The sequence below is a fragment of the Streptomyces sp. CGMCC 4.7035 genome, from assembly GCF_031583065.1.
Classification (GTDB): domain Bacteria; phylum Actinomycetota; class Actinomycetes; order Streptomycetales; family Streptomycetaceae; genus Streptomyces; species Streptomyces yaanensis.
The window spans coordinates 2,646,127-2,672,336 of sequence record NZ_CP134053.1; the positions used below are offsets into that span (position 1 = coordinate 2,646,127).

Consider the following 26,210-nt stretch of genomic DNA (forward strand, 5'->3'; position numbering starts at 1 on the left):
GCGTCCCGACCGGAACCGGGGCGCCCCAGGTTGTGACTCAAGGCTACGACCGGGGCCTCACGGGGTGAGGCGGGCGATCTTCAGCGTCGTCGTGGTCGGGGACGAGCCGGTCAGGGCGGTCGCGTACGACGGGGTGACCGGGGCGTAGGCCCACGTCAGGGTGGAGTCCTTCAGCACGGCGATGTCACCGGTAATGCGGGCCTGGACCACCTTGTCCGCGCCCTGGAACTTGCCGTTCCAGTCGATCAGCCGCAGGTGCGTGCCCGTGAAGGTACCCGTGCACGTGCCGCTCGCGCACTTCGCGTTCTTCAGGGACTCCCAGGAGACGAGCAGCTTCACACTTCGGTCCACACTTCGGTGGGCACCGTCGGGCCCGCCCGGCCATTGGTCGCGAGGGGCGGTCAGGGGTTGCGGCGGGCGGCCATTGACGTTTTCGCCGGGTCAGTTCGCCCGGGGCCAGTGCTCCAGCAGCACGTGCAACGCATCGATGGCGCGGTCCCAGGACGTCTCCACGTCGCGGGGGGCGCCGAAGCCGCCGGTTGCTTCGAGGGCGCAGTAGCCGTGGAACGTGCTGCGCAGCAGGCGTACGGCGTCGGTGAGGTCGGGTTCGTCGAGGCCGTAGGCGCGGAGCACGCCGTAGGTGATCTCGGCGGTGCGGCGGAAGGCGGGGGAGTCGACGACGAGGGACTGGTCGATACGGATCTGGGTGGCCGCGTACCGCCCCGGGTGCCGGTGCGCGTACTCCCGGTACGCGCCCGCGAAGGCGGCCAGCGCGTCCTTCCCGGCGCGGCCGGCGACCGCTGCCGCGATCAGGTCGATCATCTCGCCGCCGGCGAGCAGGGCCATACGGGTGCGCAGGTCCTGGAGGTTCCTGACGTGCGAGTACAGGCTCGCGTCCTTCACCCCGAAGTGCCGCGCCAGCCCGGACAGCGTGACGTTGTCGAAACCGACCTCGTCCGCGAGGTCGGCGGCGGCCTCGACGAGCCGGGCGGCCGTCAGTCCGGCACGGGCCATGGGGCCACCTCTCTGGAGCTGGTCTCTCTAGGTTCGATCCTAGTGGGACCAGGACTCGTGGACGGTGGGACCGCAGATGCCGATGCGCCGAGCCGAGACCCGGATGAGGTGAGGGGAGACGCGATGGGCCACGGCTTCACCGCGGCCGGGCCGCGCGTACAAGGTGGTCTGGGCGGAAGTGAAGGTTCCGGGGCGTGGTGGGCAGTCGGCTGGAACTCTGGTGAAGGTTCCAGCCGACATCGCTCCCCTTGCTTCAAGCTAGACGAGTGGGGGGCGGTCGAGTCTCCGGTTCGCGCCCGTGGTGTCTCCACTTCGCGCCACGCAACCGGGTAACCCTCCTTTGCACGTCCCACGCGGACGAGGCTCTGGGAGTCGGAGGTGGTGCCATGGACGGCGGTGCGTTACACGTACACCGAGCGACCCTGGGGGAGTTACAGACCGCGGCCTCCTCGATCCTCGCGCCGCTCGCCGTGACCGCTCCCGCCACGGACACCTTCCGGGCCGACATCGACGCGGCGCTGGTGGGCCGGGCCGCCGTAGCGCGGATCCGTGGCGGTGGGCACGAAGTGGCGCGTACGGCGAAGGCCATCACCTCCACCGATCCCGAGCTGCTGAAGCTCACACTGCACCGCACGCCTGAGCCCGCCACCGCCGACCAGGGCGGCCACCAGTCCAGGGCGCACGTAGGCGACTTCGTGGTCTTCGACATGACCCGCCCGTACCGGCTCGCCGTCGCCGACGGCTGTGACGTCATGGCCGTCGGCATCCCCCGTACCGAACTCGGCCGCCACGCCGACACCGTGGCCCGTCAGGCCGCCCGGCGATTACCCGCCGACACGGGAGCGCAGGCGGTGCTGTCCGCGTTCCTGCTCGGCCTCGGCCGTCACCTGGACGAGCTGACCGGACCGGCCCAGGCGCACGTGGGCGACGCGCTGGTGTCACTGCTGCTCGCGGCGTTCACGGAACACGCGCCCGCGCGCATGGACACGGCCACCGAACTCACCGACCGCATCCGCGTCTACGCCCTCGCCAACATCGCGGACCCGTCCCTGTCCGTGGAGTCGGTCGCGGTGGCGCACGGCATCTCCGCCCGCCAACTGCACCGCCTGTTCCAGCGCGACGGCGAGTCGTTCGCGGCTTGGCTGCGCCGCCAACGCCTCGAACGCATCCGCCGCGATCTGCTCGACCCCGCCCTCGACGGCCGTACGACCGCCGCCGTGGCCGCGCGTTGGGGGATCCACGACCCCCGCCACCTCGCCCGCGCCCTCAAGGCGCACTATGGACTGACGGCACGTGACCTGCGGCGCGGGCAGGCTGGACTGAACGATGACCCTGAGCTTTCGGGTTGACGCCGTTGGAGAGTCCCGGGTACGCGGGCTTCGGCGCGTACTTCTCGTCGTACGGGAGGGCGGCGCCGTAGCCGCCGAAGGTGCCGCCGAGGGACGTAAGGTTGCCGGGGACCGAGGCGCTTGGGGGAGCAGCTTGACGTACGAGGCACAGCGCGAGGACGAGTCGGACAACGGAGCACGGCGCGCCGCACCCGCCCCCGGTCGCCCTTCTCCGCGGCAGCGTGACTTCGGGATCTTCTGGGCCGCGCAGACCCTCTCGGTCCTCGGGGACTCCTTCGCCCTGATCGCACTGCCGCTGCTCGTGCTGGAGGCGACCGATTCCGTCGCGCGGATGGGGCTGCTCACGGCGGTCGGCGGTGCGGCGTCCGTGCTGGCCGGGGTCTTCGCCGGTGTGGTGGTGGACCGGGTGGACCGCAGGAAGCTGCTCATCGTCTGCGACCTGGTGCGGATGGTGCTCTACGGGCTGATTCCGCTCCTGTGGCTCGCCGGGCCGCGCATCTGGCTGCTGTACGCGGTGCTGCCGCTGTGCGAGGCCGTAGGGATGCTGTTCTCCGTCGCGTACGTCACCGTCGTGCGCGCACTGGTCGACGGGGAGCGGATCACCGCCGCCAACGGCCGGCTGAACGCGACCGCCGCGGCGGCCGGAGTGGTCGGCCCGCTGTGCGCGGGCCTCGTGGCGGCCTGGACGGGTCCGGCCGCGGCCGTCGCCGTGGACGCGGCGAGCTTTGGCGTTTCGGCGGTCTGCCTGGGCTTCGTACGGATCGGGCAGGGCACGCCGGACGAACCGGCACCAGCCCGGCAGGGGCTGTGGCGGGACCTGCTCGTCGGCGTGTCCTTCCTGCGGAGCCACCCGGTGCTGCGCGTCCTCACCGTGCTGCTGTTTCTGTTCAGCTTCCTGGAACTGGGCCTGACCGACCTGATCATCTACCACCTCAAGCACGACCTCGGGCAGAGCGACGGCACGGTCGGCACTGTTCTCGCGGTCGGCGCGCTCGGCTCGATCACCGGGGCCCTGCTGGTGGCCCGGGTGCGCCGCGCGCTCGGCTTCGGACCCACCTGGACCGGCGCGGTGGCCGTCTGCGGCTGCGCGCTGGGCGGCATCGGCCTGGCCCGCGACGTACCGTCCGTCGCCCTCCTGACCGCGGCGTTCCTGTGCTGCGTCAGCATCTCGGGTACGTGCTCCATGTCCCTGCGCCAGCAGGTGACACCCCAGCATCTGCTGGGGCGGGTCACCTCCGCGTTCTGGACCATCCACTTCTCGGCGGGCCCGGTCGGCGCCGCCCTGCTCACCTGGGCGGCCCAGCACCACGGCACGGCCCCGGTGGGCGCGGTGGCCGGCGCGTGCTGTGTGGGCATCGCGGGACTGGCGCTGTTCACACCGGTGCGCGGGCGCCGCCCGGAAGCGGCCACCGAAGCCGCCTGAGCAGCCCCTGCGCGCCCGTCACCCGTTCACCCCCGTGTAGTGCCCGAGGCTCCGGCGCCACAGCAGCCTCGCCCCCAGATACGCCAGCACCCCGAGCAGCGGCGAGGCCGCGGCCAGCCAGTACGGGGCGCCGGTGTCATGGCCGTGCCCCGTCAGGACCGCCGCCGGGAAGTACGCGACGAACGCCAGCGGCAGACCGAACGTCAGGAAGCCGCCCACCGCCTTCGGCAGCACGTTCAGCGGGTAGCTGCCGAACGTGCCGAGCAGCTCCTCCAGCCAGCGGCCCCAGTAGTCCGCCGCCGGGAAGCGCAGCGACGCGCAGGCGACCACCGTGAACAGTGCCGCCTCCAGGAGCATGCCGCCGAGGACCGAGACGATCAGGTAGCTGATCCGGCCCGTCGTCCAGTCCAGATGACTGCGGCCCAGCGCGCCAGCCATCAGGCCCGCCGCCACCGTGAGGTCACCGATCGCGTTGGTCGGGAAGTACTCCAGCTGGACCTGGCGGTAGACCGGGAGGGGGCGCAGGAGGTACGCGTCGATCCTGCCCTCCTGGATGTGCCGGCCCAGGCCGTGCACCCGGCCCAGGAACAGCACGAACAGGCCGTGCGCCAGCATTCTCGTCGCCGGGATGAGCAGGACGTCCGAGCTGTCCCAGCCGCCCATCCCGGTGAACCTGGTCAGCAGCACCGTCGCGAACACGATCACCGACACCTGCCAGACCGCGCCGATCGCGATCATCATCAGGAACTCGGAGCGGTACTCCAACTGGGCCCGGAAGTTCAGGCGCGTGATCCGCCACATGACGCGCAGGGCGTTCAACGACATCTCAGCCTCCCTGCGAGATCACACGCCGGGCGGCCCGCCGCCACAGCAACCGGGTGAACAAGGACAGGGCCACCACCCACCCTGCCTGCACGGCGAGTTGGAAGCCCGCGTCCGACAACGGGATCCGGCCCACGTACAGCGACAGCGGCACGCTCAGCGTCGCCTGGAACGGCAGGAAGCCGCTCATCGTGACGAACCAGTGAGGGAAGAACCACAGAGGCGCGTAGACCCCGGACAAAAGGTTCTGCGCGAAGATCAGGATCAGCATGGCCGCCCCGTTGCGCAGCGTCCAGAAGCACAGCTGGTCGATGAGCAGCATCACATAGTGCAGGACCCACTGGCCGAGCAGCAGACTGAGCGCGAATACCCCCGCCACCGCGGCCGACCTGGGAGGCTCCACCACGCCGGCCGCCAGACACACCGCGTACCCGGTCAGCGCCCAGATGAGGCCGTACAGCCGCTCGCCGAGCGCCCGCAGCGCGTAGTAGCGCCGGGGCGACAGCGGGCGCAGGTACCAGTAGACGATGGTGCCGTACTGCATGTGCTGCATGACGCTGTCCCGGCCCGCGTACTGGTCCAGCTCCCGCAGCCGGGAGGCCAGAACGGCGAGCACGGCGTACGTGACCGCCTGGTCGCGGTCGAGTCCGGCGGTCGTGCCGGTCGCCTCGTACAGGCCGCGCCACAGGGACGCCACCAGAACGACCTGTACGGTCAGCCGCAGCAGGGCGGCGGTCATCCGGGGAGGCGTGTGCAACTCTCCGAGCGGGGTGACACGGGCGACGCGCCAGGCGTGCAGAACGGCCATGTCAGACCGCCTCGGCCTGCACGTACGCGGCACGCATCACGTCCTCCAGGTCGGCCTCGTCGATCGCCAGGTCCGTGACCTCGTACCGCTCGATGACCTGCTTCAGCGCCTGGTGGACGGTCGGGGCGGTGGCACCCTCCGGACCGAAGACCACCTGCGGGCCCTCGCGCCGCATCAGCGCGATGCCCGGCAGCGCCGCGACCTCGGCGTGCGGATCGGCGAGCGTCGCCCGCACCTGCCAGGTCGAGCCGAACTTCCGGCGTATCTCGTCCAGCGTGCCGTCCAGGACGAGCCGCCCGTGGTTGATCAGCACCACCCGTTCGGCGAGGCGCTCGACCTCCGTCATGTCGTGCGTGGTCAGCAGCACGGTCCGGCCGCGCTCCTCCACCTGGTGCCGCAGGAACTCGCGCACCTGCTCCTTGACCACCACGTCCATGCCGATCGTCGGCTCGTCCAGGAAGACGACCGGCGGGTCGTGCAGCAGCGCCGCGGCCAGGTCGCAGCGCACGCGCTGGCCGAGCGAGAGATGCCGTACGCGGGTGTCCCAGAAGGAGGACAGGTCCAGCAGATCGTCGAACTCCCGCAGGCGGGTGGCGTGTTCCTCCTTCGGCACCTCGTAGATGTCCCGCAGGATCGCGAACGACTCGCGCACCGGCAGGTCCCACCACAGCTGGGTGCGCTGCCCGAACACCGCCCCGATGTTGCGGGCGTTGCGCTCCCGCTCCTCGTACGGCACCACGCCCGCGACCCGCGCCTCGCCCGACGTGGGCGTGAGGATGCCGGTGAGCATCTTGATGGTGGTCGACTTGCCGGCGCCGTTCGGGCCGAGCAGAGCGAGCAGTTCGCCGGGGGCGACGTCGAAGCTGATGTCGGAGACGGCGTGTTTGGTGGCGCGCTCCGGGTTGACCAGGGAGCGGAGTGCTCCGGCGAGGCCGGGGCGACGGACGGTGGTGAGGAAGGTGCGGGAGAGGCCACGCACCTCGATACTGCCACTCACTCGATGTCTCTCCTCGTCAGTCGGATCAGCCAGACCGTCGCCACCAGCGACGCGCCCGACAGCACGGTCAACAGCAAGGGAACCGCGTGGATCCCGGACGCCTCGATACCCACGCCCAGCAGCGGGGGAGCGGCCACTCCGCCGATCATGGAGGCGGCGATGACCCAGGCACCGGCCCTTTTCGCCTGGGGAAGCGCCTTGTTCAGCCAGGGCAGGCCGGTCGGGAAGACCGGCGCGATGAACAAGCCCACACCCGCGTACGCCACCGGCGCCACTCCTTTTACGAGCGCCAGCAGCAGGCACGCCGTCATGCCCGCCGCGCACACGGTGAGGATGCGCTCGGGGGCGTACTTCAGCGTGATCGGTACGACGAGGAAGCGGCCCGCCGTCAGCATCAGCCAGTACACGGAGGTGGCGGAGGCGGCCACGGACGCGCTGAAGCCGACGGTCTCCAGGTGGGTCGGTTCCCAGCCGCCGACTCCGGCCTCGACGGCGACGTTGAGGATGTAGAGCGCGAGGAAGCCGACGAGGACGCGGGAGAGCCCGAGCGAGGCGGACGCCTGAGCCGGTTCGTCATGTGTCGCCTCGGTGCCTACGCCCTTGGTGCACGGGATCAGCGCAGCCGCCAGTACGGCGCACCCCCCGAACGCATAGGCGTAGTGCTCGGGGCCCGTCCACGCCACGACCGCCGGGCCGAGCACCGCCCCGATCCCGAAGTGCGCGTTGAGGACGTTCAGCATGGCGGTGGACCGGTCGCCGAAGCCGACCGCGAACAGCTGGTTGAGGCCGTAGTCGATGCCGCCGAAGCCGAGGCCGCCCAGGAAGGCCGCGGCGAGGGCGAGCGGCCAGTTCGGGGCGAGCGCGAAGCCCGCGCTGCCGGCCGCCATCAGACCGTAACTCGCCGCCAGCAGCGTTCTGTTGCTGATGCGGGAGTGGATGGTGTTGAACGCGAGGACACCCGCGACCCCACCCGTGAAGTGCAGGCTCAGGCCGAGCCCAGCGCCCGACGGGGACAGGCCGTACTCCGCCCGCAGGCCCGGTACCGCCGGGCCGTAGAGCGCCTGGAGCATGCCGATGAGGACGAATCCGACGCAGGACGCGACCGCGGCCGGCCGGCTACAGAGTCTTCTGGGGGATACCCCCAGACCCCCGTGCCGGCCGGCCGCCGTCGGCCTCACGACCGTGGAAGTCAACTGATCTCCGAGAACACGAACGAGAACTCCGCGGGCTCGGCGCGCAGGTGGTACTGCGGCAGCGGGCCGGGACCGCACGATGCCGTGCCGATGCCGTGCTGGCCGTGGTCGAGGCTGACCCACACCCTCTCGCCGGGCGTGAGGTCGGTGCGGTGCTCGGCGCTGTCCAGCTGCTCGGTGGTCCAGCGGCGGGCTCCGAAGAAGAACTCCGGGTCGCCCTCGATGCGCAGGCCGCCGATCTCCGCCCAGCGGACGTCCGCACGGGCGCCGTTCTCCTGCGGGCGGACGTACGGCGTCTGCAACCCATCGACGGTGGACTCCCAACGGCCCAGCATCGACGCCGCCTTGGTGTCCGGGTAGGCCTCGCCGGGACCGCCGCCGAACCACCGCACCAGGTCCGCACCCGCGTCGAGCCCGAAGCGGATGCCGAGCCGCGGCAGCGGCAGCGCGGACCAGTCGCCCTCGGGTGCCACGGACACCGTCAGCTTCACCCGGTCGCCGTCCGACGTCCAGCGGTACACGGTGGCCAGGCCCACCTCCCATGCGGCGGGCGCCACCCGGGTTCGCACCGTCAGTGCGTCATCGCCGAGCTCCACGGCGTCGAGGCGATGACGCATCCGGTGCAGGCCGAACTTGCGCCAGAGCAGGCTGTAGCAGATGTCGTCCTGCCAGGAGGCGCCGTCGTCGTTGTCGGTCGGCGCCCGCCACACGTCCAGGCGCAGATCGTTGACCTCGACCCCGCCGATCGTCCTCAGCGCGCCGGTGCGGGCGTCGAAGGAAGCAGGGCCGAGCGTGATGACGCGCTCGCCCGCAACGGGGCCCGCGGTCGCCGCAACCGACGGCGACACCCGTGCGGTCACCGGGAACTGGCCCCACGCCACCGGGTGGTCCTTCGGCCCCCATGGTGTGTCCGCCGCGAGCACGGCCCGGACCGTCCACTGTGCCTCGCCACCACGGTTGTCGGCGGGGGGCTCGGGCAGCTTCACGTCGGCCGACTCGCCGGGCGTGAGCGTCGGCACCGACAGGGAGCCCGACTCGACCGTTTCGCCGTCCACTTGGTAGGACCACTCGAACGCGAATGCGGACAGATCGGCGAAGTCCTGCCTGTTGGTCACCCGCACGGTGCCGTCCGAGCCGTCCCCGGTGAAGGCGACCGGCTCGATGACCTTCTTGAACTCCGCGAGCCCCGGCGACGGCGTCCGGTCCGGGAACACCAGTCCGTCGCAGACGAAGTTCCCGTCGTGCAGCTCCTCGCCGAAGTCGCCGCCATAGGCGTAGCCGTACCGCTCGTCCTTGATGCCGTGGTCGATCCACTCCCAGACGAACCCGCCCTGCAACCGCTCGTACGACTCGAACAGCCGCTGGTAGTCGGCGAGCCCACCGGGGCCGTTGCCCATGGCGTGCGCGTACTCGCACAGGATGAAGGGCAGTTCGCGTCGCTTGAGCGTTCCGCCGTCCAGGCCCCGGCCGATCTGCTCGACCTCGGCGTGGGAGGCGTACATCCGCGAGTACACGTCGGTGTCACGGCAGTTGATGTCGCCCTCGTAGTGCACGAGCCGCGAGGCATCCCGGCCGTGGATCCACTCGGCCATCGCCGTCAGGCCGCGGCCGGTGCCCGCCTCGTTGCCCAGGGACCAGAGGACGACCGACGGGTGGTTCTTGTCGCGCTCGACCATGCGGGCGGCCCGGTCGAGGAGCGCCGGGGTCCAGCGGTCGTCGTCGACCGGGTTGTCGCGCCAGGCCTGCTCGGTGAAACCGTGGGTCTCCAGGTCGCACTCGTCGATCACCCACAGCCCGTACTCGTCGCACAGGTCGAGGAAGGCCGGGTGCGGCGGGTAGTGCGAGGTGCGCACGGCGTTGATGTTGTGCCGCTTCATCAGCAGCACGTCCGCCCGCATGGTCTCCAGGTCGAGGGCGCGGCCCTTCTCCGGATGCCACTCGTGCCGGTTGACGCCCTTGAAGAGAACCGCCTTGCCGTTGACCTTGATGCGGCCGTCCTCGAGCACGACGGTGCGGAAGCCGATACGGAGCGGGACCCGCTCGCCCTCGGTGACCAGCACGCCGTCGTACAGCTTCGGGGTCTCCGCGGTCCACGGCTCGACCACGACCGTCACCGGCTCGCCGGTGGCGACATCGATATCGAGTGCGGGCACGGTGACCCGGCCGTCCACGTCCGAGTCGACCTTCAACGTGCCCTCGCCACTCACGTGGTCGTAGGAGGCGTGCACGAAGAAGTCCAGGACGGCGCCCGCCGGCCGGTGCAGCAGCGTGACGTCCCGGAAGATGCCCGGCAGCCACCACTGGTCCTGGTCCTCCAGGTACGAGCCCGCGGACCACTGGTGGACGCGGACGGCCAGGACATTTCCGCTCGGCTTGAGCAGATGCCCGACCGCGAACTCGTGCGGCAGCCGGGAACCCTTGAACTCGCCGAGGTCCGTGCCGTTCAGCCACAGGCGCGCGCAGGACTCGACGCCGTCGAAGCGCAGCACCGCCCCGCCGTCCGACGGCCAGTCGGACGGCAGGTCGAAGACACGCAGATGGTCACCGGTCGGGTTCTCGGTCGGCACGCGCGGCGGATCGACCGGGAACGGGTAGAGGTGGTTGGTGTAGATGGGCGCGCCGTGGCCCTGGAGGACCCAGTGACCGGGGACCGAGACCTCCGCCCAGTCCCCTGCGTCGTATCCGGGCTCGGCGAAGGAGTCGTCCTCGGCGTCGGCCGTCCCCGACAGCCGGAAGCGCCAGTCGCCGTTCAGGGAGAGGGACGCGGCGTCCGAGGACGCGTACCAGGCGCGTGGGGGCAGGGCCCCGGTGCCGGGCGAGACGTCCTCGACGTAATCGATGGCGGTATTGGTGCGGAATGACATCGGTCTCCTAGGTCAGCCCTTGATGCCCGTCTGCGCGATCCCCTGCACCAGCCAGCGCTGGAGGAAGAGGAACACCAACAGCAGGGGCAGGATGGAAATGGCGGTGGCCATGAAGATCAGGTGGTAGTTGACGGTCTGGTTGGTCATGTACGACGACAGGGCGACCTGGACGGTCCAGGCGCTGGGGTCCTGGCCGATGACCAGCGGCCACAGGAAGGAGTTCCAGCCGTTGATGAAGGTGATCGTGGCGATCGCCGCGAAGAAGTTCAGCGAGTTGGGCACCACGACACGCCAGTACGCGCCCCAGTAGCCGAGCCCGTCCACGCGCGCCGCCTCCTCCAGCTCCTTCGGGAACCCCAGGAAGTACTGCCGGAACAGGAAGCAGGTGAATCCGCTGAAGAGGCCCGGAATGATGAGACCCCGATAGCTGTCCACCCAGCCCAGAGACGAGACGAGGACGAAGCTGGGCACGAAGGTGACGGCCGTGGGGACCATCAGGGTCGCCAGGACCGCGTAGAAGACCTTGTTGGCGTGCTTGTACGGGATGCGGGCGAGGCCGTAGCCGGCGAGCGAGCACACCAGGAGGATGCCCGTGGTGTGCAGGATCGCGACGATCACGGAGTTCCACAGGGCCTGGGCGAAGTCGACCGTGGTGTCGTCGAACAGCTCGGTGATGTTGCCCCACTGGATGTCCGTGGGGAACCACTTCCAGCTCTCGCCCGTGATCTCCGGATCCGTCATCAGGGCGTTGCGGATGATCAGGTAGAAGGGGATGAGGAAGAGGAGGGCGGCGACGCCGGTCGCGAGGTAGAGCCCGGCGTTGCCGATGACGCCGCCGCGCTTGGGCTTGACCGGCTTCCTGACGTCGGGTGCGGTGGTGGTCACTTGGACTCGTCACCCCTTCCGAATCCCATGATCTTGCCCTGGAACAGGGTGACGACGCAGATGAGCATGGTCAGGACGACCGCGCCCGCGCTGCCCACGCCGTAGTTCTGGTTCTCGCCCAGGGCCATCTTGTACAGCTCGACCAGCGGCGGCTGGCCCCAGGTGGCCTTTTTGAGGAGGTTGAAGAACTCGTCGAAGGCCTGGTAGGCGGCGATCAGGAGAAGCAGGATCACCGCGGTGGAGGTGGCCCGCAGCTGCGGCAGCGTGATGTGCCGGAAGGTCTGCCAGCCCGGCTTGGCGCCGTCGATGGCGGCGGCCTCGTACAGCTCCCGCGGGATGTTCTGCAGCGCGGCCAGGAAAAGGATCATGTAGAACCCGGACTGGAGCCACAGGCGTACGGTCACGATGACCAGCCAGTACCAGGGCGGGTCCGGGTTGGCCAGCCAGGCGATGTTGTCGACGCCGAACCAGCCGATGACCGTGTTGGCCAGACCGAAGCGGACGCCGTTGAAGATGGACATCTTCCAGATCAGCGCGGCCGCGACATAGCTGCACGCGGTCGGCAGGAAGAACACCGACCGGAAGAACGCGCGCATGAACCGCAGCCGGTTGACCAGCAGCGCCAGGCCCAGGGAGAGGCCCCAGGTGGCGGGCACGATGAACGCCGCGAACACCGTGAACGTCACCAGCGAGTGCAGGAAGTCGGCGTCGGTGAGGATCTGCACGTAGTTGTCGAAGCCGACGAACTCGCTCGGCGAGACGGTGAAGCGGGCCTCGAAGAAGCTGAGGTAGATGCTCCAGCCGATCGGCACGAAGACGAAGATCACCAGCCCGATGAGGAACGGCCCGGTGAAGAGCCAGAAGTTGAGGGTGCTGCTCGCCCCGAGGCCCCGCCGCGGCCGGTCCTTGGAGACCTTGGCCGGGGCGGGCTGGGCGACCCCGCGTGCAGTGGTGGTCGACATGTCGTCAGTCCGTCCGCGCGGCCTATCCGAAGAGCTTCTTGAGCTCGGCGTTGACCTTCTTGTCGCACGCGTCGAGCGCGGCCTCCGGGTCGCCGTTCTTGCGGACGACGTTCGCCATCACGTCGTCCCAGGCGGCGATCATCGCCTGGGTCCAGCCGATGTTGTCGAAGTGGCCGTAGTCGGTGAACAGCTTGACGCCCTCGGCGGGCAGGCCCGTCTTGAGCTTGGTGGCGCTCGCGGCCAGCGAAGTGCGCGGCGGGATGTGGAAGCCGTAGGAGGTCGACCAGTCCTCCTGGTACTCCTTCTGGTCGATCCACAGCCACTTCACGAATTCCTTGGCCGCGTCGACGTTCTTGCCCTTGGCGTTGACGAACATCGACCAACCGCCGTTGTAGACCGAAGGCTTGCCCGCCGAGCCCACCTTCGGGAACGGGAAGATGCCGATGTCGTCGCCGAGCGCCTTCTGCATCACCGGCATGGCCCACATGCCGCACCACTGGATGGCGCACAGGCCCTGGGTGATGGCCGACGGGTCCCACCAGTCGGCGGGCGCGCCGAGCAGCAGGTTGCCGCTGGTGAAGACCTTGCGCAGCTGCTTGAGACCGTCGACGACGGCGTCCGTGTGATAGGCGATCTCGTTCTTCTCGTTGAGCGTGTCGGCGCCGGCCGCCCAGATCAGGGGGCGCTCCAGCGGGGTGAGGTCGTTACCGAGGAAGAGCCCCTTCACCTTGCTGGTGGTGAGCTTCTCCCCGGCCTCGATCAGCTCTTCGAGCGTGGTCGGAACCTTGACCTTCGCCTTCTCGAACAGCGAGGGCCGGTAGAAGAAGAACTGCGGGTCGTCGATCATCCGGACGCCGTATATCTTCCCGTCGACCGTGTGCGAGGCGATGTCGGCCTGGTTGAAGTCGTCCTTGACCGGGCTGATGATGTCGGTCAGGTCCGCCACCTGGCCGCTCTTGACGAGCTGGATCTGCGGGTGGAACTCGAAGAGGTCCGGCGCGTTGTCGGTCAGCAGGGCCGCGAACAGCTTCTGCTCGAAGTTGTCGCCAGTGATCCACTGCGTGGTCACATTGGCCTTCGTGTAGGCCTTCGCGTACTTCTTGATGGCCTGCTCGGTGCCCGCCTCGCCGTACGCGTGGAAGTACTGGACGAGGTTCTTGCCCGAACCCGACCCGCCCCCACGGCCGTTGTTGCTGCCGCATGCGGCCAGGGTGCCGGCGGCGGCCATGCCCGCCGCGGCCCGGAAGAGTGACCGGCGGGACCAGTTGTTGCTGCTCATTGCCGACATGCTGACGTCCTTGTCTCGAATGCGGCTGCGGCTCTTACAGCTCAGCGCGAGGTGGCTCAAAGAGGTGGCTGAAATGGGCTTGCGGTGCGGGACGTTAACCTTCGGCTAAGGCTTCGGCAAGGGGTTGGACGAAGCCTGTTCGAAGCGTTGTGCCCGGTTCGGAATTCCGAACAAGGAGTGGGGCAAAGGGGGTGAGGGCCGCCGGGTCAGGGGTGCCGGCGGCCCTCGGTCCAGGGGTGGTTACTGCCGGAACCAGGCCTCGTTGGACCCGCCGTCGCAGCTGTAGAGGATCACCTTGCTGCCGTCGGCGGTCGCCTGACCGCTGACGTCCAGGCACTTCCCGGACGCCTCGTTGACGATCTGGCCGTTGGAGTTCAGCAGCCAGCGTTGCGTACCGTCACCGGTGGGGTCCGCGGCTGTCGTGAGCCCCGAACTCCCGGCGGTCAGAAACCCGTTGGCGCCCTTCAGGGTGCCTTTCGCGTCGTACGACCACGACTGCCCGTCCCCGCCCGTGCAGGTGCCGATCGCGGCACCGGAGACGTCCGCCGTAAGGCACTTGCCCGACTGCTTGCCCTGCCAGGCGCCTGTCACGGCCGAAGAGCCGCTGTGACCCTTCTGGGCGAGAACGTACGTCGTGATGGACCGGGCGGGGAGCGTCGTGGAGACGGCGCCGCCGCTGACGGACGGCTTGGCCACGCTTGCCCAGTTCTCGTCGGCCGACGTCCGCACGGCCTTGGTGGCCCGTACCGGCGCCTTGCTGTTGAAGTGCAGGTTCAGGGCCGTGTCGGAGGTGTTGTGGTTGTTCACCACGACCACCCACGTGCCGTCCCGGTCGTACGTCGACACCTCGACCCCGTCCGGCGCGCCGGTCACGTTGTGCGCGACCGAGCCCGGTTTCACGAACTTGCTGTACTGGCCGAGCGCGTAATAGCGCTTGGTGAAGTACAGGGTCTGGTTGCCGCTGGTGGCGTAGTCCGGGTCGTAGTAGATCAGGCCGTCGTTCCAGCCGGAGTCGTTCTTCGCGTAGGGGTCGGTGCCGATCATCTCCGACAGCGCCACCCACCACTGGAACGCCGAGTCGTGGGCGGTGGCGAAGTCCTTGTAGATGATCCGGGAGAGGTTGAGACCGCCGTCGATGGTCGGGTCGTACTCCTGTGCCCAGCCCGTCCCGCCCTTGCCGAAGCAGCAGATCTCGGTGGACCAGGACTCCTTGCCGGCCGCCTTCGACGTCTCGTAGATCTTCGCCCGCTGGTCGTCACCAGGATTGTTGTACGTGTGGTGGGCCAGTTTCGACACGTACCGGTCCGTGCCCGGCTGCGAGATCCACTGCGGCACCTCGGTGTTGAAGCTGACCGTGCTGCTGGACTCGTCCGCGATGATGCCGGTCCTCTGGTGCCGGGACCGCTGCTCGGCGCCCAGCGCCCGCACGATGTCGTCCCGCTGGTCGACCGGCACCAGCATGCCCTCCTGGCCGCAGCTGTCGAAGCTGTTGTTCGGCTCGTTGAAGGGGCTGATGTAGTCGAACTTCTGGCCAAGCCCGGCGAAGTGGTCGGTGACGTCGGCGACGTACTTCGCGAAGTCCTCGGTGTTCTCCGCCTTCAGATAGCCGCCGCAGCTCCTGCCGTTGGTCTTCCACTCGGCGGGCGCGCTGTTGACGAAGGCGATGAGGTCCTGGACGCCGTACTTCGCCGCGTAGGCGAGGAACGTACGGCCGCCCTTGTCCTTGCTCCAGTCGTACGTCCCGTCGTCGTCTCGGAAGTCCTCGGGGGCGCGGGACGGCGTGGTGACCGCCGTGCCGCCGCCACCGATGTTGTAGCGGTACGAACTCAGATCCAGGCCCTGTGCGGAGAACAGCAGCTTCGCCACCCGGGCCTGGACGGCGGGGTCGAAGTTCTTGAGGTCATTGACCCACCAGGCACCGGAGGCGCCGATGTTGTCGATGGTCTGGGCGGCGTGCGGGGAGACTTCGGCGGCCGTGGGGGAGGCCGCGTCGGCGGGCGGAGCGGATATCAGGGCCCCCGTGACAGCGAGTGCGGCTGCGGCTGTCGCGAGGACGGAGCGGTGGGGGGATCTGATCGTGCGCGTCAACTGTGCATCCCTTCCGTCGTCATGAAGGTGGTGCGGTACGGCTCCTTGCGGGGGTGGTGCGCTTGGTGGGCCTCTGGTTGTTGGTGGCCCTCTGGGTGGCCGACTGGAGCGCGCCTTCGAGGGCGAAGGTCGCGGCTCCGAGGCACACCGGGTCGGTGGGGATGGGGGACAGGACGATCTCGGTGGCGGCGAAGGGCCGCTTCAGCGCGTGCCGGGCGACGGCCTCGCGCACCTCGTTCAGCAACGGCTCGCCGAGCGTGGCCGCGACCCAGCTGCTGAGCACGACCACTTCGGGGTTGAGGAGGTTGACCAGGTCGGAGATGCCGGCCCCGAGGTAGCGGGCGGTGTCCCGGACCACCTTGAGCGCGACCGGGTCCTGCTCGTCGACCCCGCGCGCGAGTGCGTTGATCGTGGCGGTCTGGTCCTCGGGGTGCAGCAGGGTGCTGCGCGGGCTGAGCTCCCGCAGGTTCAGCATGATGCCGGGCGCCCCGACGTACGTCTCCACACAGCCGTGGTTGCCGCAGTGGCACAGCCGCCCGTCCAGGACCAGGGTGGTGTGGCCCCATTCGCCGGCGCTGTTGCTGACGCCGCGGTGGAGCCCGCCGCCGAGCGCGAGCCCGGCTCCGACACCCGTGCCCAGGTTGACGACCACGGCGTCCCCGCGCCCGCGGGCGGCGCCGAACCACAGCTCGGCGACCGCGCAGGCGCGCAGCGGGTTGTCCAGATAGAGGGGGTAGGCGATGTGCTCGGCGAGCAGGTCGAGCAGCGGCACGTCGTGCCAGTCCCAGTTCGGGGCGTACTCGGACACGCCCCGGTCGCGGTCGACCTGACCGGGCACGCTGACGCCGACACCCAGGACGCGGGCGCCCTCCACACCGGCCTGGGTGACCACCGAGCCGACGGCCGCGGCCACATGGGCGACGACCTGCTCCGGGCGGTTCTCACCGGGGCGCATGTCCTCGTCGGCGCGGGCGAGCTGGTTCAACGCCAGGTCGAACAGCTCGACGCGTACATACGTCTCCGCGATGTCGACGCCGATCAACGCGCCTCCCGACGCGTTGACGGCGACCAGACCGCGCGGCCGGCCGCCCGCCGAGTCCTCGAAGCCGACCTCGGTGATCATGCGGAGGTCGAGCAGCTCACCGACGAGCGTGGCGACAGTGGCGAGGCTCAGCCCGGTGGCGGCCGCGAGCTCCTGCCGGGACGTGGGTGACGCGGCGATGATCTGGCGCAGCACCTCATAACGGTTCGCGGTGCGAATGTCGCGTGAGGTGCGCTTCGCGGACACGTCCCCGATCCCTCCAGGCCACGGCCAGGCCCAGTGCCTCGGCGCGCCGCGAGCCTATGCCGGTGCGGGGACTTTCTACAAGGGATTAGGAAAGGGGGTTTATGAAGTCGCCGACGAAAGCGTTGCGGAACTTCCCCGCCGGGTCCAACTCCGCTGCCAGCGCGGCGAAGTCGCCGAGCCGCGGATAGCGCTCCCGGAGCACCTGCGGCGGCACCGTGAACACCTTGCCCCAGTGCGGCCGCGCGTCGAACGCGTCGAGTGCCTCCTCGATGCGCCGCACCACCGGCAGGACGATCGCGGTGTCCTCGACCCAGGTGAAGTGCAGGGCCACGCTGTCCCGGCCGTAGGCGGGGCTCAGCCACTGCTCGTCGGCGGCGATGGTCCGTACCTCGCAGGTCTGCAGGACATCGGCGACCGTCTCCCGGATACTGTCGATTGCATACAGCGCCTCGACGGCATCCCGACGAGGCAGCAGGTACTCCGACTGCAGCTCGGCGCCGCTGCTCGGCGTGAACTCCGCACGGAAGTGCGGGAGCCGCTCGTGCCAGGGTCCCGGGACGCCGAGCTGCTGCGTGCAGTTGACCGCGGGCATCCCCGGCACGGGGTGCAGCGCCTCGGTGGCGGGCGCGGCCCACGGGAACTCCGGCAGCGGCTGGTCGGTGCGGCGCTTCAGCCACACCTGACGGAAGCCCGGGGCGCGCCAGTCGGTGAACAGGCTGACGCTGTACGCCGTCGCCGCCACGGTCTCGAAGTCCAGCCCCTCCAGCGGGAGTTCGGTGAACACATGCTGCTCGACCGCGAAGTCCGGCTCCAGGTCCAGGGTGAGCGCGGTGACCACGCCGAGCGCTCCGAGCGCGGTGACGGCGCCGTCGAAGCGCCCCTCGCCCCGGGCGATCCGTACCGTCGACCCGTCCGCCGTGACCAGCTCGACCTCACGCACGGCCGAGGCGAGTGAGCCGTTGGTGACGCCCGAGCCGTGCGTGCCGGTCGCCACCGAGCCCGCCACCGAGATGTGCGGCAGGGAGGCCATGTTGTGCAGCGCGAGCCCGTGCTCGTGCACCACGCGGGCGAGCTCGGCGTACCGGACCCCGCCGCCGACCCGTACGGTACGGGCCGCCGTGTCGACGTCCACCTCGGCCGGCAGCGCGGCGAGGGAGAGCAGGACGCCGTCGGGGCCCGGCTCGGCGATCTCGTTGAACGAGTGCCCGCTCCCCAGGACGCGCACCCTCGCACTCCCGGCCACCAGCGCCGCCAGCGCGTCGAGCGAGTGCGGCCGGTGCAGCTCCTTGGCGGCGTACGTGATGTTGCCCGCCCAGTTGGTCACGGTCCCGGTCATCCCGTCGTCCCTCCCCATGGTGTCGAGAGCCACGCATCCACCCGCGAACCTACATCTGTAGCCTCAACCGCCATGACCCGGCCTCCGCTCCCCTCCGCCCTCCCGCAGACCGACCTGACCAGGCACCGCCGCCTGCGCGAGCAGGGCAGCCTCGAACGGACCGATCTCCACGCGATCCTCGACGCCGGGTTCGTCTGCCACCTCGGTGTGACCGTCGAGGGCCGGCCGCTCGTCGTGCCTACCGTGTACGGGCGGGACGAACGGCAGCTGTACCTGCACGGTTCCGTGGCCAGCCGGAGCCTCGCGGGCGGCACCCGGGTGTGCGTCACCGTCACGCACGTCGACGGGCTCGTCCTCGCGCGCTCGGTGTTCGAGCACGGCGTCAACTACCGCAGCGCGATCATTCACGGCACCGCCCGCAAGGTCACCGACCCGGACGAGAAGCTGGAGGGCCTGCGCCGGCTCACCGAGCACGCTACGCCCGGCCAGTGGGCGTACGCCCGGCGGCCGAACCGCAAGGAGCTGGCCGCCACCACCCTGCTGGCGCTGTCCCTCGAAGAGGCCTCGGTCAAGATCCGTACGGGCGCCCCCGAGGACGGCGACGGACCCGACGCCGAGCTCGGCCTGTGGGCCGGAGTGCTGCCGCTCACCTCGACCTGGGGCGCACCCGTGCCCGACCCCGTGCTGCCGCCGGACCTCCCCGTTCCGGCACACATCGCGCGGCGCGAGGGGACCCGGCACGGCTGACGTACAGGCGGGGGCATACCGTGAGGAGTCGAACGCCTGAGCCGGGAGGAGACACGGGATGGGCAGCCGCACCGCACTGGTCGAGGATCTGATGGAACGATTCCCGCACGTACCACGGGAAGCCGTCTTCAAAGAGGATCTGCTGCGCGGGGGAGTGGCCTTCGACGCGTCCGCCCTGAGCGACAACGAGTCCGGCGAGGTCAAACCGAAGTCGTACTTCATCTTCTCCTTCGACCACGGCACCCTGCCCGAGCTGGGTGAGGCGGCGCTGCGCCGTCCACCCGAGGAGATCATCCTCACGGGCGGCCCCTACGACCTGCGGCGGACCGTCGTCTCCGTACGGGTCAATCCGTCCTCGCCCTATCGTGTGGCCGCCGACGAGGAGGGGCTGCTCGGCCTCTACCTCGACGGGAAGCGGATCGCCGATGTCGGCGTGCCCCCCATGCCCGAGTACTACCGGCACACCCTCTCCAACGGGAAGTCCGTGATGGAGGTGGCCCCGACCATCCAGTGGGGCTATCTGATCTACCTCACGGTCTTCCGCGTCTGCCAGTACTTCGGCGCCAAGGAGGAGTGCCAGTACTGCGACATCAACCACAACTGGCGCCAGCACAAGGCGGCCGGGCGGCCCTACACCGGTGTGAAGGACGTCGAGGAGGTCCTCGAAGCGCTGGAGATCATCGACCGGTACGACACCACGAAGGCCTCCACCGCCTACACGCTCACCGGCGGCGCGATCACGTCCAAGGTCGCCGGGCGCGACGAGGCCGACTTCTACGGGCACTACGCCAAGGCCATCGAGGAGCGTTTCCCGGGCCGCTGGATCGGCAAGGTCGTCGCGCAGGCGCTGCCGAAGGACGACGTGCAGCGGTTCAAGGACTACGGCGTGCAGATCTACCACCCCAACTTCGAGGTGTGGGACCGGCGTCTGTTCGAGCTGTACTGCCCGGGCAAGGAGCGGTACGTCGGCCGTGACGAGTGGCACAAGCGGATCCTCGACTCGGCGGAGATCTTCGGCGCGCGCAACGTGATCCCCAACTTCGTGGCGGGCGTGGAGATGGCCGAGCCGTTCGGCTTCACCACCGTGGACGAGGCGATCGCCTCCACCACCGAGGGCCTGCGCTTCTTCATGTCGCACGGCATCACGCCCCGCTTCACCACCTGGTGCCCGGAACCGACGACCCCGCTCGGCAAGGCCAACCCCCAGGGCGCGCCGCTGGAGTACCACATCCGCCTGCTGGAGGCGTACCGCGCCACCATGGACGACTTCGGGCTCTCCTCGCCTCCCGGCTACGGCCCGCCCGGCCCCGGCCGCGCGGTGTTCTCGGTCAGCTCCTTCATGGACAGCCTTCCGGCGGGGGAGGGGGCCGAGGAGCCGTCCCACGCGTAACGATTTCGTCGCGTGCCCCACTCGTCGAGTCGGAGTGGGGCCGCGATCCGTATATCAACTCAACAGAGTGCGACCACTGGTGACGGCATCTGAATAGGCAGCTTGTCAGTTGTGTGGGAACCGTGAAAGGCTCTGGGTCTGTCGTGAGACGACCCTCAACTCCCTTGTTTCACAGGTGAGTTGTCTTTGCTTTCTGGAAGCAGTTGATGCAGGAGCCCCCCATGCCCGACCTGCCGACCCCCCAGGACGCCGCCGAGGCCGCTCTGTTCTCGGAGTGCTGGGACGCGGTCCTGTCGTACGCCGACCTGTGCACCTCCGGGTCTGCCGCAGGCAGGCACCTGGCCACCGAGGCGTTCACCCACGGCATCCATGAGGCCCGCATTGCCGAGGCCCAGGCGCGGACCACCGGGCGTCGCACCCCGCGGCTGCCCGGGATCCCCCTGCTGCTGACGTCGGTGCGCACCAGCGCCGCCGCGTGGGAGACCGAGGGCAAGGGGCAGTGGCTCGACCCCGAACTGCGCCTGTGGCTCAACTCCGAGAAGGCCGCGCGGTACACCGGACCGCCGCTCCTGCGTCCGCTGGCCCTGCGCGGGCTCAGGGACATGCAGGAGCCGGACGCGGCCCTGCTGTGGCTGGCGGAGGTGGAGGCGCTGCCGCTGCCCGACGTGGCCCGCCGGCTCGGTCTGGACCCGGCGGCCGTGGCCACGGAACTGGCCCAGGTACGGGCGCTGTTCCGGGACCGTTGCCAGCGCAACCACCTCGACACGCCCATGGACGTCGAGTGCCGCAGCTACTCCCGGCTCCTCGACGCGGTCACCCGCGCGCCGGGCGCCGAGACACCGGAGGATCTCTCCCGGCACCTCGCCGTCTGCGTGCAGTGCGCGGAGGCGGCGGCGTGCCTGCGGCTGCACGGCGGAGGCACGCCCGCCGCGCTGGCGAGCGGAGTGATCGGCTGGGGCGGGCTCGCCTACCTGGAGCGGCGGCGCCGCGCGGCGGAATCCGGGCTGAGCGGCGGACGCGCCCACGCGGGTACGGACCGGGGCATCGCGCCGGGCATCGTGACGCGGCCCCGGATCGGCAAGACCGGGATCCTGGCCGCGGCCGTGATCGTGTCCGCGCTCGCGCTCACGGTCTCGCTGATGCAGCTCGGCGACTCGGGCGGACAGGCGAGCGCGAGCGGCGACTCGTCCGACCGGCCGGTCGCCGGGGCGACACCGTCCCTGCCGTCCCTCGGCACGGTCTCGGGCAACGCCGCGGTCGGCACCTCCTCGACCTCGCGCCCGTCCCACACGCACAACAGCACGAAGAACGACGACTCCGACACGGAACCGCAGGGAAAGTCCACGTTGCCCGTGGACGTCTCGTCCGCCGCGTCGGGCTCCGCCGAGGACCCGCGGTCGACCTGCCGGGTGAAGTACGAGGTGGTCAACCAGTGGCCGGACGGCTTCCAGGCCACGGTCACGGTCACCACGACCGAGGCGCTCGACGACTGGAGCATCGGCTGGACGTTCAGGGACGGCCAGCACGTCACGCAGATGTGGGACGGCGCCTTCACCCAGAACGGCTCCAAGGTCACCGCCAGGGCCAACGACTACAACAAGAAGGTCGCCGCGAACGGCAGCTTCGCCGTCGGCTTCCTCTCCTCGTGGAGCGGCAGCAACTCTCAGCCGCGCGACTTCACGGTGAACGGGGACAGCTGCTCGACGGCGCGTTGAGCCGACCGAGGTAAATGCGTTGACGCCCCGCCGACCGGCCGGGCTAAGGTGGCGGTGTTCCACGCGGCGGCCGCCGGCCGCCGCTCGACTCACGTGGGAGAAGGAGGTGTTGACCGATGACTGTCCTTGCGCTGGGCGCTGCCCGCATTCAGGAACTCATCAAGTCCACCTCCGTGGTCACCGGCTGACACCTCACTCTCCGGCGCACGCACGCGCCTGCCGGGGCCACCCTTCGACAAAGGGTCTCCCTTGACTTTCAGCTCTGCTTTCTCCGCCTCCGCCTCCGCCTTCTCCGCGCTCGTCCCCTACGGCTGGGACGACGCATGGGCTGAAGCGTTCGCCCCCTACGACACCGAAGGACTGGTCGCCGGACGGGTCGTCCGGGTCGACCGCGGCCAGTGCGACGTGGTCACCGCCGACGGCCTGCTGCGCGCCGACACCGCCTTCGTCACCCCGCACGACCCGCTGCGGGTCGTGTGCACCGGCGACTGGGTCGCCGTCGAACCCACGGGCAACCCCCGTTACGTGCGGACGTATCTGCCGCGCCGTACCGCCTTCGTGCGCTCCACCTCCTCCAAGCGGTCCGAGGGGCAGATCCTCGCGGCCAACGTCGACCACGCGGTCGTCGCCGTGTCGCTCGCCGTCGAGCTGGACCTCGGCCGCATCGAGCGCTTCCTCGCGCTGGCCTGGGAGTCCGGAGCGCAGCCGGTCGTGGTGCTCACCAAAGCCGACCTGGTGCCGGACGCGACGACACTCTCGTACCTCGTCCAGGACGTGGAGACGGCCGCGCCCGGGGTGCAGGTGCTGCCGGTCAGCTCGCAGCTGGGAGACGGGCTCGACGTCCTCGCCGCGATCCTCTGCGGCGGTACGTCCGTGCTGCTGGGGCAGTCCGGCGCGGGCAAGTCCACCCTCGCGAACGCGCTGCTCGGCGAGGACGTCATGGACGTGCAGGCCACCCGCGACATGGACGGCAAGGGCCGCCACACCACGACCACGCGCAATCTGCTCGCACTGCCCGGCGGTGGCGTCCTCATCGACACACCCGGGCTGCGCGGGGTGGGGCTGTGGGACGCCGAGACCGGTGTGAGCCAGGTGTTCTCCGAGATCGAGAAACTGGCCGGGGAGTGCCGCTTCCAGGACTGCGCGCATGTCGCGGAGCCGGGGTGTGCGGTACTGGCCGCGGTGGACGACGGTGTGCTGCCGGAGCGGCGGCTGGAGAGCTACCGGAAGCTGCTGCGGGAGAACCAGCGGATCGTCGCCAAGACGGACGCCCGGGTGCGGGCGGAGTTGCGGCGGGAGTGGAAGCTGAGGGGAGCGCAGGGCCGCGCGGCCATGGAGGCGAAGCGGGGGCGGTGGGCGTAAGGAGCTCAGGGGGCGGTGAGGGCCTCGGTTCTCGCCCCGCCGCCCCTGTCCTTCCCGACCCTGACCCTGGGGGCTGCGCCCCGAGCTCGCCGGGCTGGTCCTCAAGCCGCTCGGGCTGCCCGCCGTCCCTCCAGAGGTGTGCGCAACGCCATGTCCGATTTCCGCCAGCCCCATCCCGGGACACGGCGGAGACTGGAAGGCGTGATCGACGAAGACGCCAGGTACGAGGCGGTGCGCGGCCGGGACGCCCGGTTCGACGGCGAGTTCTTCTTCGCTGTCGGGACGACCGGGATCTACTGCCGCCCCAGCTGCCCCGCCGTGACGCCCAAGCGGCACAACGTGCGGTTCTATCCGACGGCCGCCGCCGCGCAGAGCGCCGGGTTCCGGGCCTGCCGGCGTTGCCGTCCGGACGCCGTGCCCGGGTCCGCGGAGTGGAACGTGCGCGCGGACGTCGTCGGGCGCGCCATGCGCCTGATCAAGGACGGCGTCGTCGACCGCGAGGGCGTCGGCGGGCTCGCCGTGCACCTCGGCTACAGCGCCCGCCAGGTGCAGCGGCAGCTCACCGCCGAGGTCGGCGCCGGACCCGTCGCGCTGGCCCGCGCCCAGCGGGCCCACACCGCGCGGGTCCTGCTGGGGACCACGACGCTGCCGGTCACGGAGATCGCCTTCGCGGCCGGGTTCGCCAGCGTGCGCCAGTTCAACGACACGATCAAGGCGGTGTACGCCGCCACCCCGAGCGAACTGCGCGCCGCCGCACCCCGCGGCGGGCCGGCCGTCCGCCGCGTGGCAGCCCCGTCCGCCGGGATCCCGTTGCGGCTCGCGTACCGCGGGCCGTACCAGGTCACCGCCGTCTTCGACCTGCTCGCCGGTGAGGCGATCCCCGGCATCGAGGAGGTGGACGGCCCGCGCGGGCGGCGCACCTACCGTCGCATGCTCCGGCTGCCCCACGGCACCGCCGTCGCCGCCGTCGACGAGCGGCAGCCACCCCGTGGCCGGACCCGCCACCCCGGCGGCTGGCTCGACGCCCGGCTCCACCTCACCGACCCCCGCGACCTCACCACGGCCGTGCAGCGGCTGCGGCGGCTGTTCGACCTCGACGCGGACCCGTACGCCGTCGACGAGCGCCTGGGCGCCGACCCACGGCTGGCCCCGCTCGTCGCCGCCCGTCCCGGTCTGCGCTCGCCGGGCGCGGCCGACCCGGAGGAGTTCGCCGTACGCGCGCTTGTGGGGCGGGCCGGGGCCGAGCTGCTTGTGCGGCGGTACGGGAAGGCGCTGGACTCCCCGTACGGCACCCTCACCCACCTCTTCCCGGAACCGGCCGCCATCGCCGAAGGCGAACCCCACGGCACCCTGGCCGCCCTGACCTCCGCCCTCGCCGACGGCACTGTCCGCCTCGACGCCGGCGCGGACCGCGACGACGCCCACCAGGCGCTGCTCTCCTTGCCGGGTATGGACGCACGCACCGTGGCGGTCATCCGCGCCCGAGCCCTCGGCGACCCCGACGTTGCGCCGCCGGGCGAGGACGTCCCCGACGCCTGGCGCCCGTGGCGCTCGTACGCCCTCCAGTACCTCAGGACACAAGAACAGGAAGCACACTGAACATGGCTCGGTACGACGACCGCGACGACCACGACGACGTCCACTACACCTCCCTCGACAGCCCTGTCGGCCCGCTCCTCCTCACCGCCGACCCGTCCGGTGCCCTCACCTCCCTGTCCGTGCCCGGCCAGAAGGGCGGCCGCACCCCGCGGCCGGAATGGCGGCACACGCCCGGACTCTTCCGCGAGGCCGAGCGGCAGCTCGCCGCCTACTTCGCCGGCGAACTCAAAGAGTTCCACCTCCGGTTCCGCACGAACGGCACCGCGTTCCGCGAGCGGGTGTGGGCCGCGCTCGACTCCGTGCCGTACGGCGCGACCACGACGTACGGTGACATCGCCGCCCGTGCCGGGGCCTCCCGTGCCGCCGTACGCGCCGTCGGCGGGGCGATCGGTGCCAATCCTCTGCTCATCGTCCGCCCCTGCCACCGCGTGATCGGCGCGGACGGCTCCCTCACCGGTTATGCGGGCGGTCTCGACCGCAAGGTGCTGCTGCTCACGATGGAGGGTGCGCTTCAGTCTTCCTGAGGTTCCTCCTCCAACCCCCAGCTGTGGATCCGCCGCGGCCTGATCCGGATGACCTCCTCACTGAAGTGCGGCCCCAACTCATGAGGACCGGTGAGTAGTTCGGCCCCTCCGCGGATGTCGACACCGCGCACCCGCCACGGCCGCAGGCTCGCGATGTCGTCGACGACCAGCGCCACCTTGGGGTTCTCCCGCAGGTTCCGCCACTTCTTGGTGGAGCCCATCGCATAGCCGCCGATCAGGATCGTCCCGTCGTCCTGGAGGAAGAATCCGACCGGGTTGGCCTGCGGCTGTCCTTGCGGATCGACGGTGGCCAGCCGTCCGAGTCGCTGCGATCGCAGATACGCGCGTTCGGCCTCGCTGAATTCGGTCATGGCAGCAGCCAAACACTTCAGGACCCCCGTCCGCATCGGATCCTGGCCGTAGGCCCGTCGACCTAGGCGGCCCCCACGGGGGCGCAATGCCGGTGTCCGTACGTCCGTACGTCCAATGGTGTGACGGTGTGTTAGTTCTTCGGCGTGTCACGGGAAGTCCGTGTCACGGGAAGTCCGTGTCAAGG

Annotated in this window: 22 protein-coding genes; 8 read left to right on the forward strand and 14 right to left on the reverse strand. The window is 70.2% G+C overall.

Annotated features, from left to right (window positions below):
* Positions 1-57: 57 nt before the first annotated feature.
* Together Q2K21_RS11090 and Q2K21_RS11095 are read right to left on the reverse strand one after the other, a co-directional pair.
* The gene (locus Q2K21_RS11090) at positions 58-351 is read right to left on the reverse strand and encodes a hypothetical protein (RefSeq protein ID WP_310769466.1); all 294 of its coding nucleotides are present in this window, start codon (positions 349-351) and stop codon (positions 58-60) included.
* A 90-nt stretch (positions 352-441) separates the two neighbouring features.
* A complete protein-coding gene (locus Q2K21_RS11095; protein WP_310769468.1) occupies positions 442-1,014 on the reverse strand; it encodes a TetR/AcrR family transcriptional regulator in 573 nt (190 codons plus the stop codon).
* A gap of 386 nt (positions 1,015-1,400) precedes the next feature.
* Between Q2K21_RS11095 and Q2K21_RS11100 the strand changes: the two genes are divergently transcribed.
* Positions 1,401-2,363, forward strand: a complete 963-nt coding sequence (locus Q2K21_RS11100) for an AraC-like ligand-binding domain-containing protein (RefSeq protein WP_310769470.1) — start codon at positions 1,401-1,403, stop codon at positions 2,361-2,363.
* Between the two features lie 133 nt (positions 2,364-2,496).
* Positions 2,497-3,786, forward strand: coding sequence for an MFS transporter (locus tag Q2K21_RS11105; protein ID WP_310769472.1), 1,290 nt, complete (start codon positions 2,497-2,499; stop codon positions 3,784-3,786).
* A gap of 18 nt (positions 3,787-3,804) precedes the next feature.
* On the opposite strand, the gene Q2K21_RS11110 is transcribed toward Q2K21_RS11105, so the two are convergent.
* The 11 genes from Q2K21_RS11110 to Q2K21_RS11160 form a co-directional block, all read right to left on the reverse strand.
* Entirely contained in the window at positions 3,805-4,611 is an 807-nt protein-coding gene (locus Q2K21_RS11110; protein WP_310769474.1) for an ABC transporter permease, read from the reverse strand.
* Between the two features lies 1 nt (position 4,612).
* Complete coding sequence (locus Q2K21_RS11115; RefSeq protein WP_310769476.1) at positions 4,613-5,416, reverse strand: ABC-2 family transporter protein; 804 nt, start codon at positions 5,414-5,416, stop codon at positions 4,613-4,615.
* A 1-nt stretch (position 5,417) separates the two neighbouring features.
* Positions 5,418-6,413, reverse strand: coding sequence for an ABC transporter ATP-binding protein (locus tag Q2K21_RS11120; protein WP_310769478.1), 996 nt, complete (start codon positions 6,411-6,413; stop codon positions 5,418-5,420).
* The gene (locus Q2K21_RS11125; RefSeq protein WP_386275977.1) at positions 6,410-7,483 is read right to left on the reverse strand and encodes an MFS transporter; all 1,074 of its coding nucleotides are present in this window, start codon (positions 7,481-7,483) and stop codon (positions 6,410-6,412) included. Before Q2K21_RS11125 ends, Q2K21_RS11120 begins: the two co-directional genes overlap by 4 nt.
* 119 nt (positions 7,484-7,602) lie before the next feature.
* Entirely contained in the window at positions 7,603-10,470 is a 2,868-nt protein-coding gene (locus Q2K21_RS11130; RefSeq protein ID WP_310769480.1) for a glycoside hydrolase family 2 TIM barrel-domain containing protein, read from the reverse strand.
* A gap of 12 nt (positions 10,471-10,482) precedes the next feature.
* Positions 10,483-11,355 (reverse strand): carbohydrate ABC transporter permease, encoded by an 873-nt coding sequence (locus tag Q2K21_RS11135; protein ID WP_310769482.1) that lies wholly within the window; start codon positions 11,353-11,355, stop codon positions 10,483-10,485.
* Entirely contained in the window at positions 11,352-12,317 is a 966-nt protein-coding gene (locus tag Q2K21_RS11140; RefSeq protein WP_310769484.1) for a carbohydrate ABC transporter permease, read from the reverse strand. Before Q2K21_RS11140 ends, Q2K21_RS11135 begins: the two co-directional genes overlap by 4 nt.
* A 22-nt stretch (positions 12,318-12,339) precedes the next feature.
* Positions 12,340-13,605, reverse strand: a complete 1,266-nt coding sequence (locus Q2K21_RS11145) for an ABC transporter substrate-binding protein (RefSeq protein ID WP_310769487.1) — start codon at positions 13,603-13,605, stop codon at positions 12,340-12,342.
* A gap of 240 nt (positions 13,606-13,845) precedes the next feature.
* Positions 13,846-15,693, reverse strand: a complete 1,848-nt coding sequence (locus Q2K21_RS11150; RefSeq protein ID WP_310769489.1) for a glycoside hydrolase — start codon at positions 15,691-15,693, stop codon at positions 13,846-13,848.
* Positions 15,694-15,712: 19 nt separating this feature from the next.
* Positions 15,713-16,981, reverse strand: coding sequence for an ROK family protein (locus Q2K21_RS11155; protein WP_310769491.1), 1,269 nt, complete (start codon positions 16,979-16,981; stop codon positions 15,713-15,715).
* An 85-nt stretch (positions 16,982-17,066) separates the two neighbouring features.
* Complete coding sequence (locus Q2K21_RS11160) at positions 17,067-18,317, reverse strand: FAD-binding protein (RefSeq protein ID WP_310780833.1); 1,251 nt, start codon at positions 18,315-18,317, stop codon at positions 17,067-17,069.
* 72 nt (positions 18,318-18,389) lie between these two features.
* On the opposite strand from Q2K21_RS11160, the gene Q2K21_RS11165 reads away from it, so the two are divergent.
* From Q2K21_RS11165 to Q2K21_RS11190, 6 genes are all read left to right on the forward strand, one after another.
* Entirely contained in the window at positions 18,390-19,064 is a 675-nt protein-coding gene (locus Q2K21_RS11165) for a pyridoxamine 5'-phosphate oxidase family protein (RefSeq protein ID WP_310769493.1), read from the forward strand.
* Positions 19,065-19,122: 58 nt separating this feature from the next.
* On the forward strand, positions 19,123-20,454 hold the full coding sequence (locus Q2K21_RS11170; protein WP_310769495.1) for a radical SAM protein: 1,332 nt from the start codon (positions 19,123-19,125) through the stop codon (positions 20,452-20,454).
* Between the two features lie 221 nt (positions 20,455-20,675).
* The gene (locus Q2K21_RS11175; protein ID WP_310769497.1) at positions 20,676-22,169 is read left to right on the forward strand and encodes a cellulose-binding domain-containing protein; all 1,494 of its coding nucleotides are present in this window, start codon (positions 20,676-20,678) and stop codon (positions 22,167-22,169) included.
* Positions 22,170-22,418: 249 nt separating this feature from the next.
* The gene (rsgA, locus tag Q2K21_RS11180) at positions 22,419-23,531 is read left to right on the forward strand and encodes a ribosome small subunit-dependent GTPase A (protein WP_310769499.1); all 1,113 of its coding nucleotides are present in this window, start codon (positions 22,419-22,421) and stop codon (positions 23,529-23,531) included.
* A gap of 150 nt (positions 23,532-23,681) precedes the next feature.
* Positions 23,682-25,130, forward strand: a complete 1,449-nt coding sequence (locus Q2K21_RS11185) for a bifunctional transcriptional activator/DNA repair enzyme AdaA (RefSeq protein ID WP_386275976.1) — start codon at positions 23,682-23,684, stop codon at positions 25,128-25,130.
* A gap of 2 nt (positions 25,131-25,132) precedes the next feature.
* Entirely contained in the window at positions 25,133-25,654 is a 522-nt protein-coding gene (locus Q2K21_RS11190; protein WP_310769501.1) for a methylated-DNA--[protein]-cysteine S-methyltransferase, read from the forward strand.
* Here Q2K21_RS11190 and Q2K21_RS11195 read toward each other — a convergent pair.
* Positions 25,642-26,025, reverse strand: a complete 384-nt coding sequence (locus Q2K21_RS11195; protein ID WP_310769502.1) for a PPOX class F420-dependent oxidoreductase — start codon at positions 26,023-26,025, stop codon at positions 25,642-25,644. The two genes, Q2K21_RS11190 and Q2K21_RS11195, sit on opposite strands and share 13 nt — an antisense overlap.
* Between the last annotated feature and the right edge of the window lie 185 nt (positions 26,026-26,210).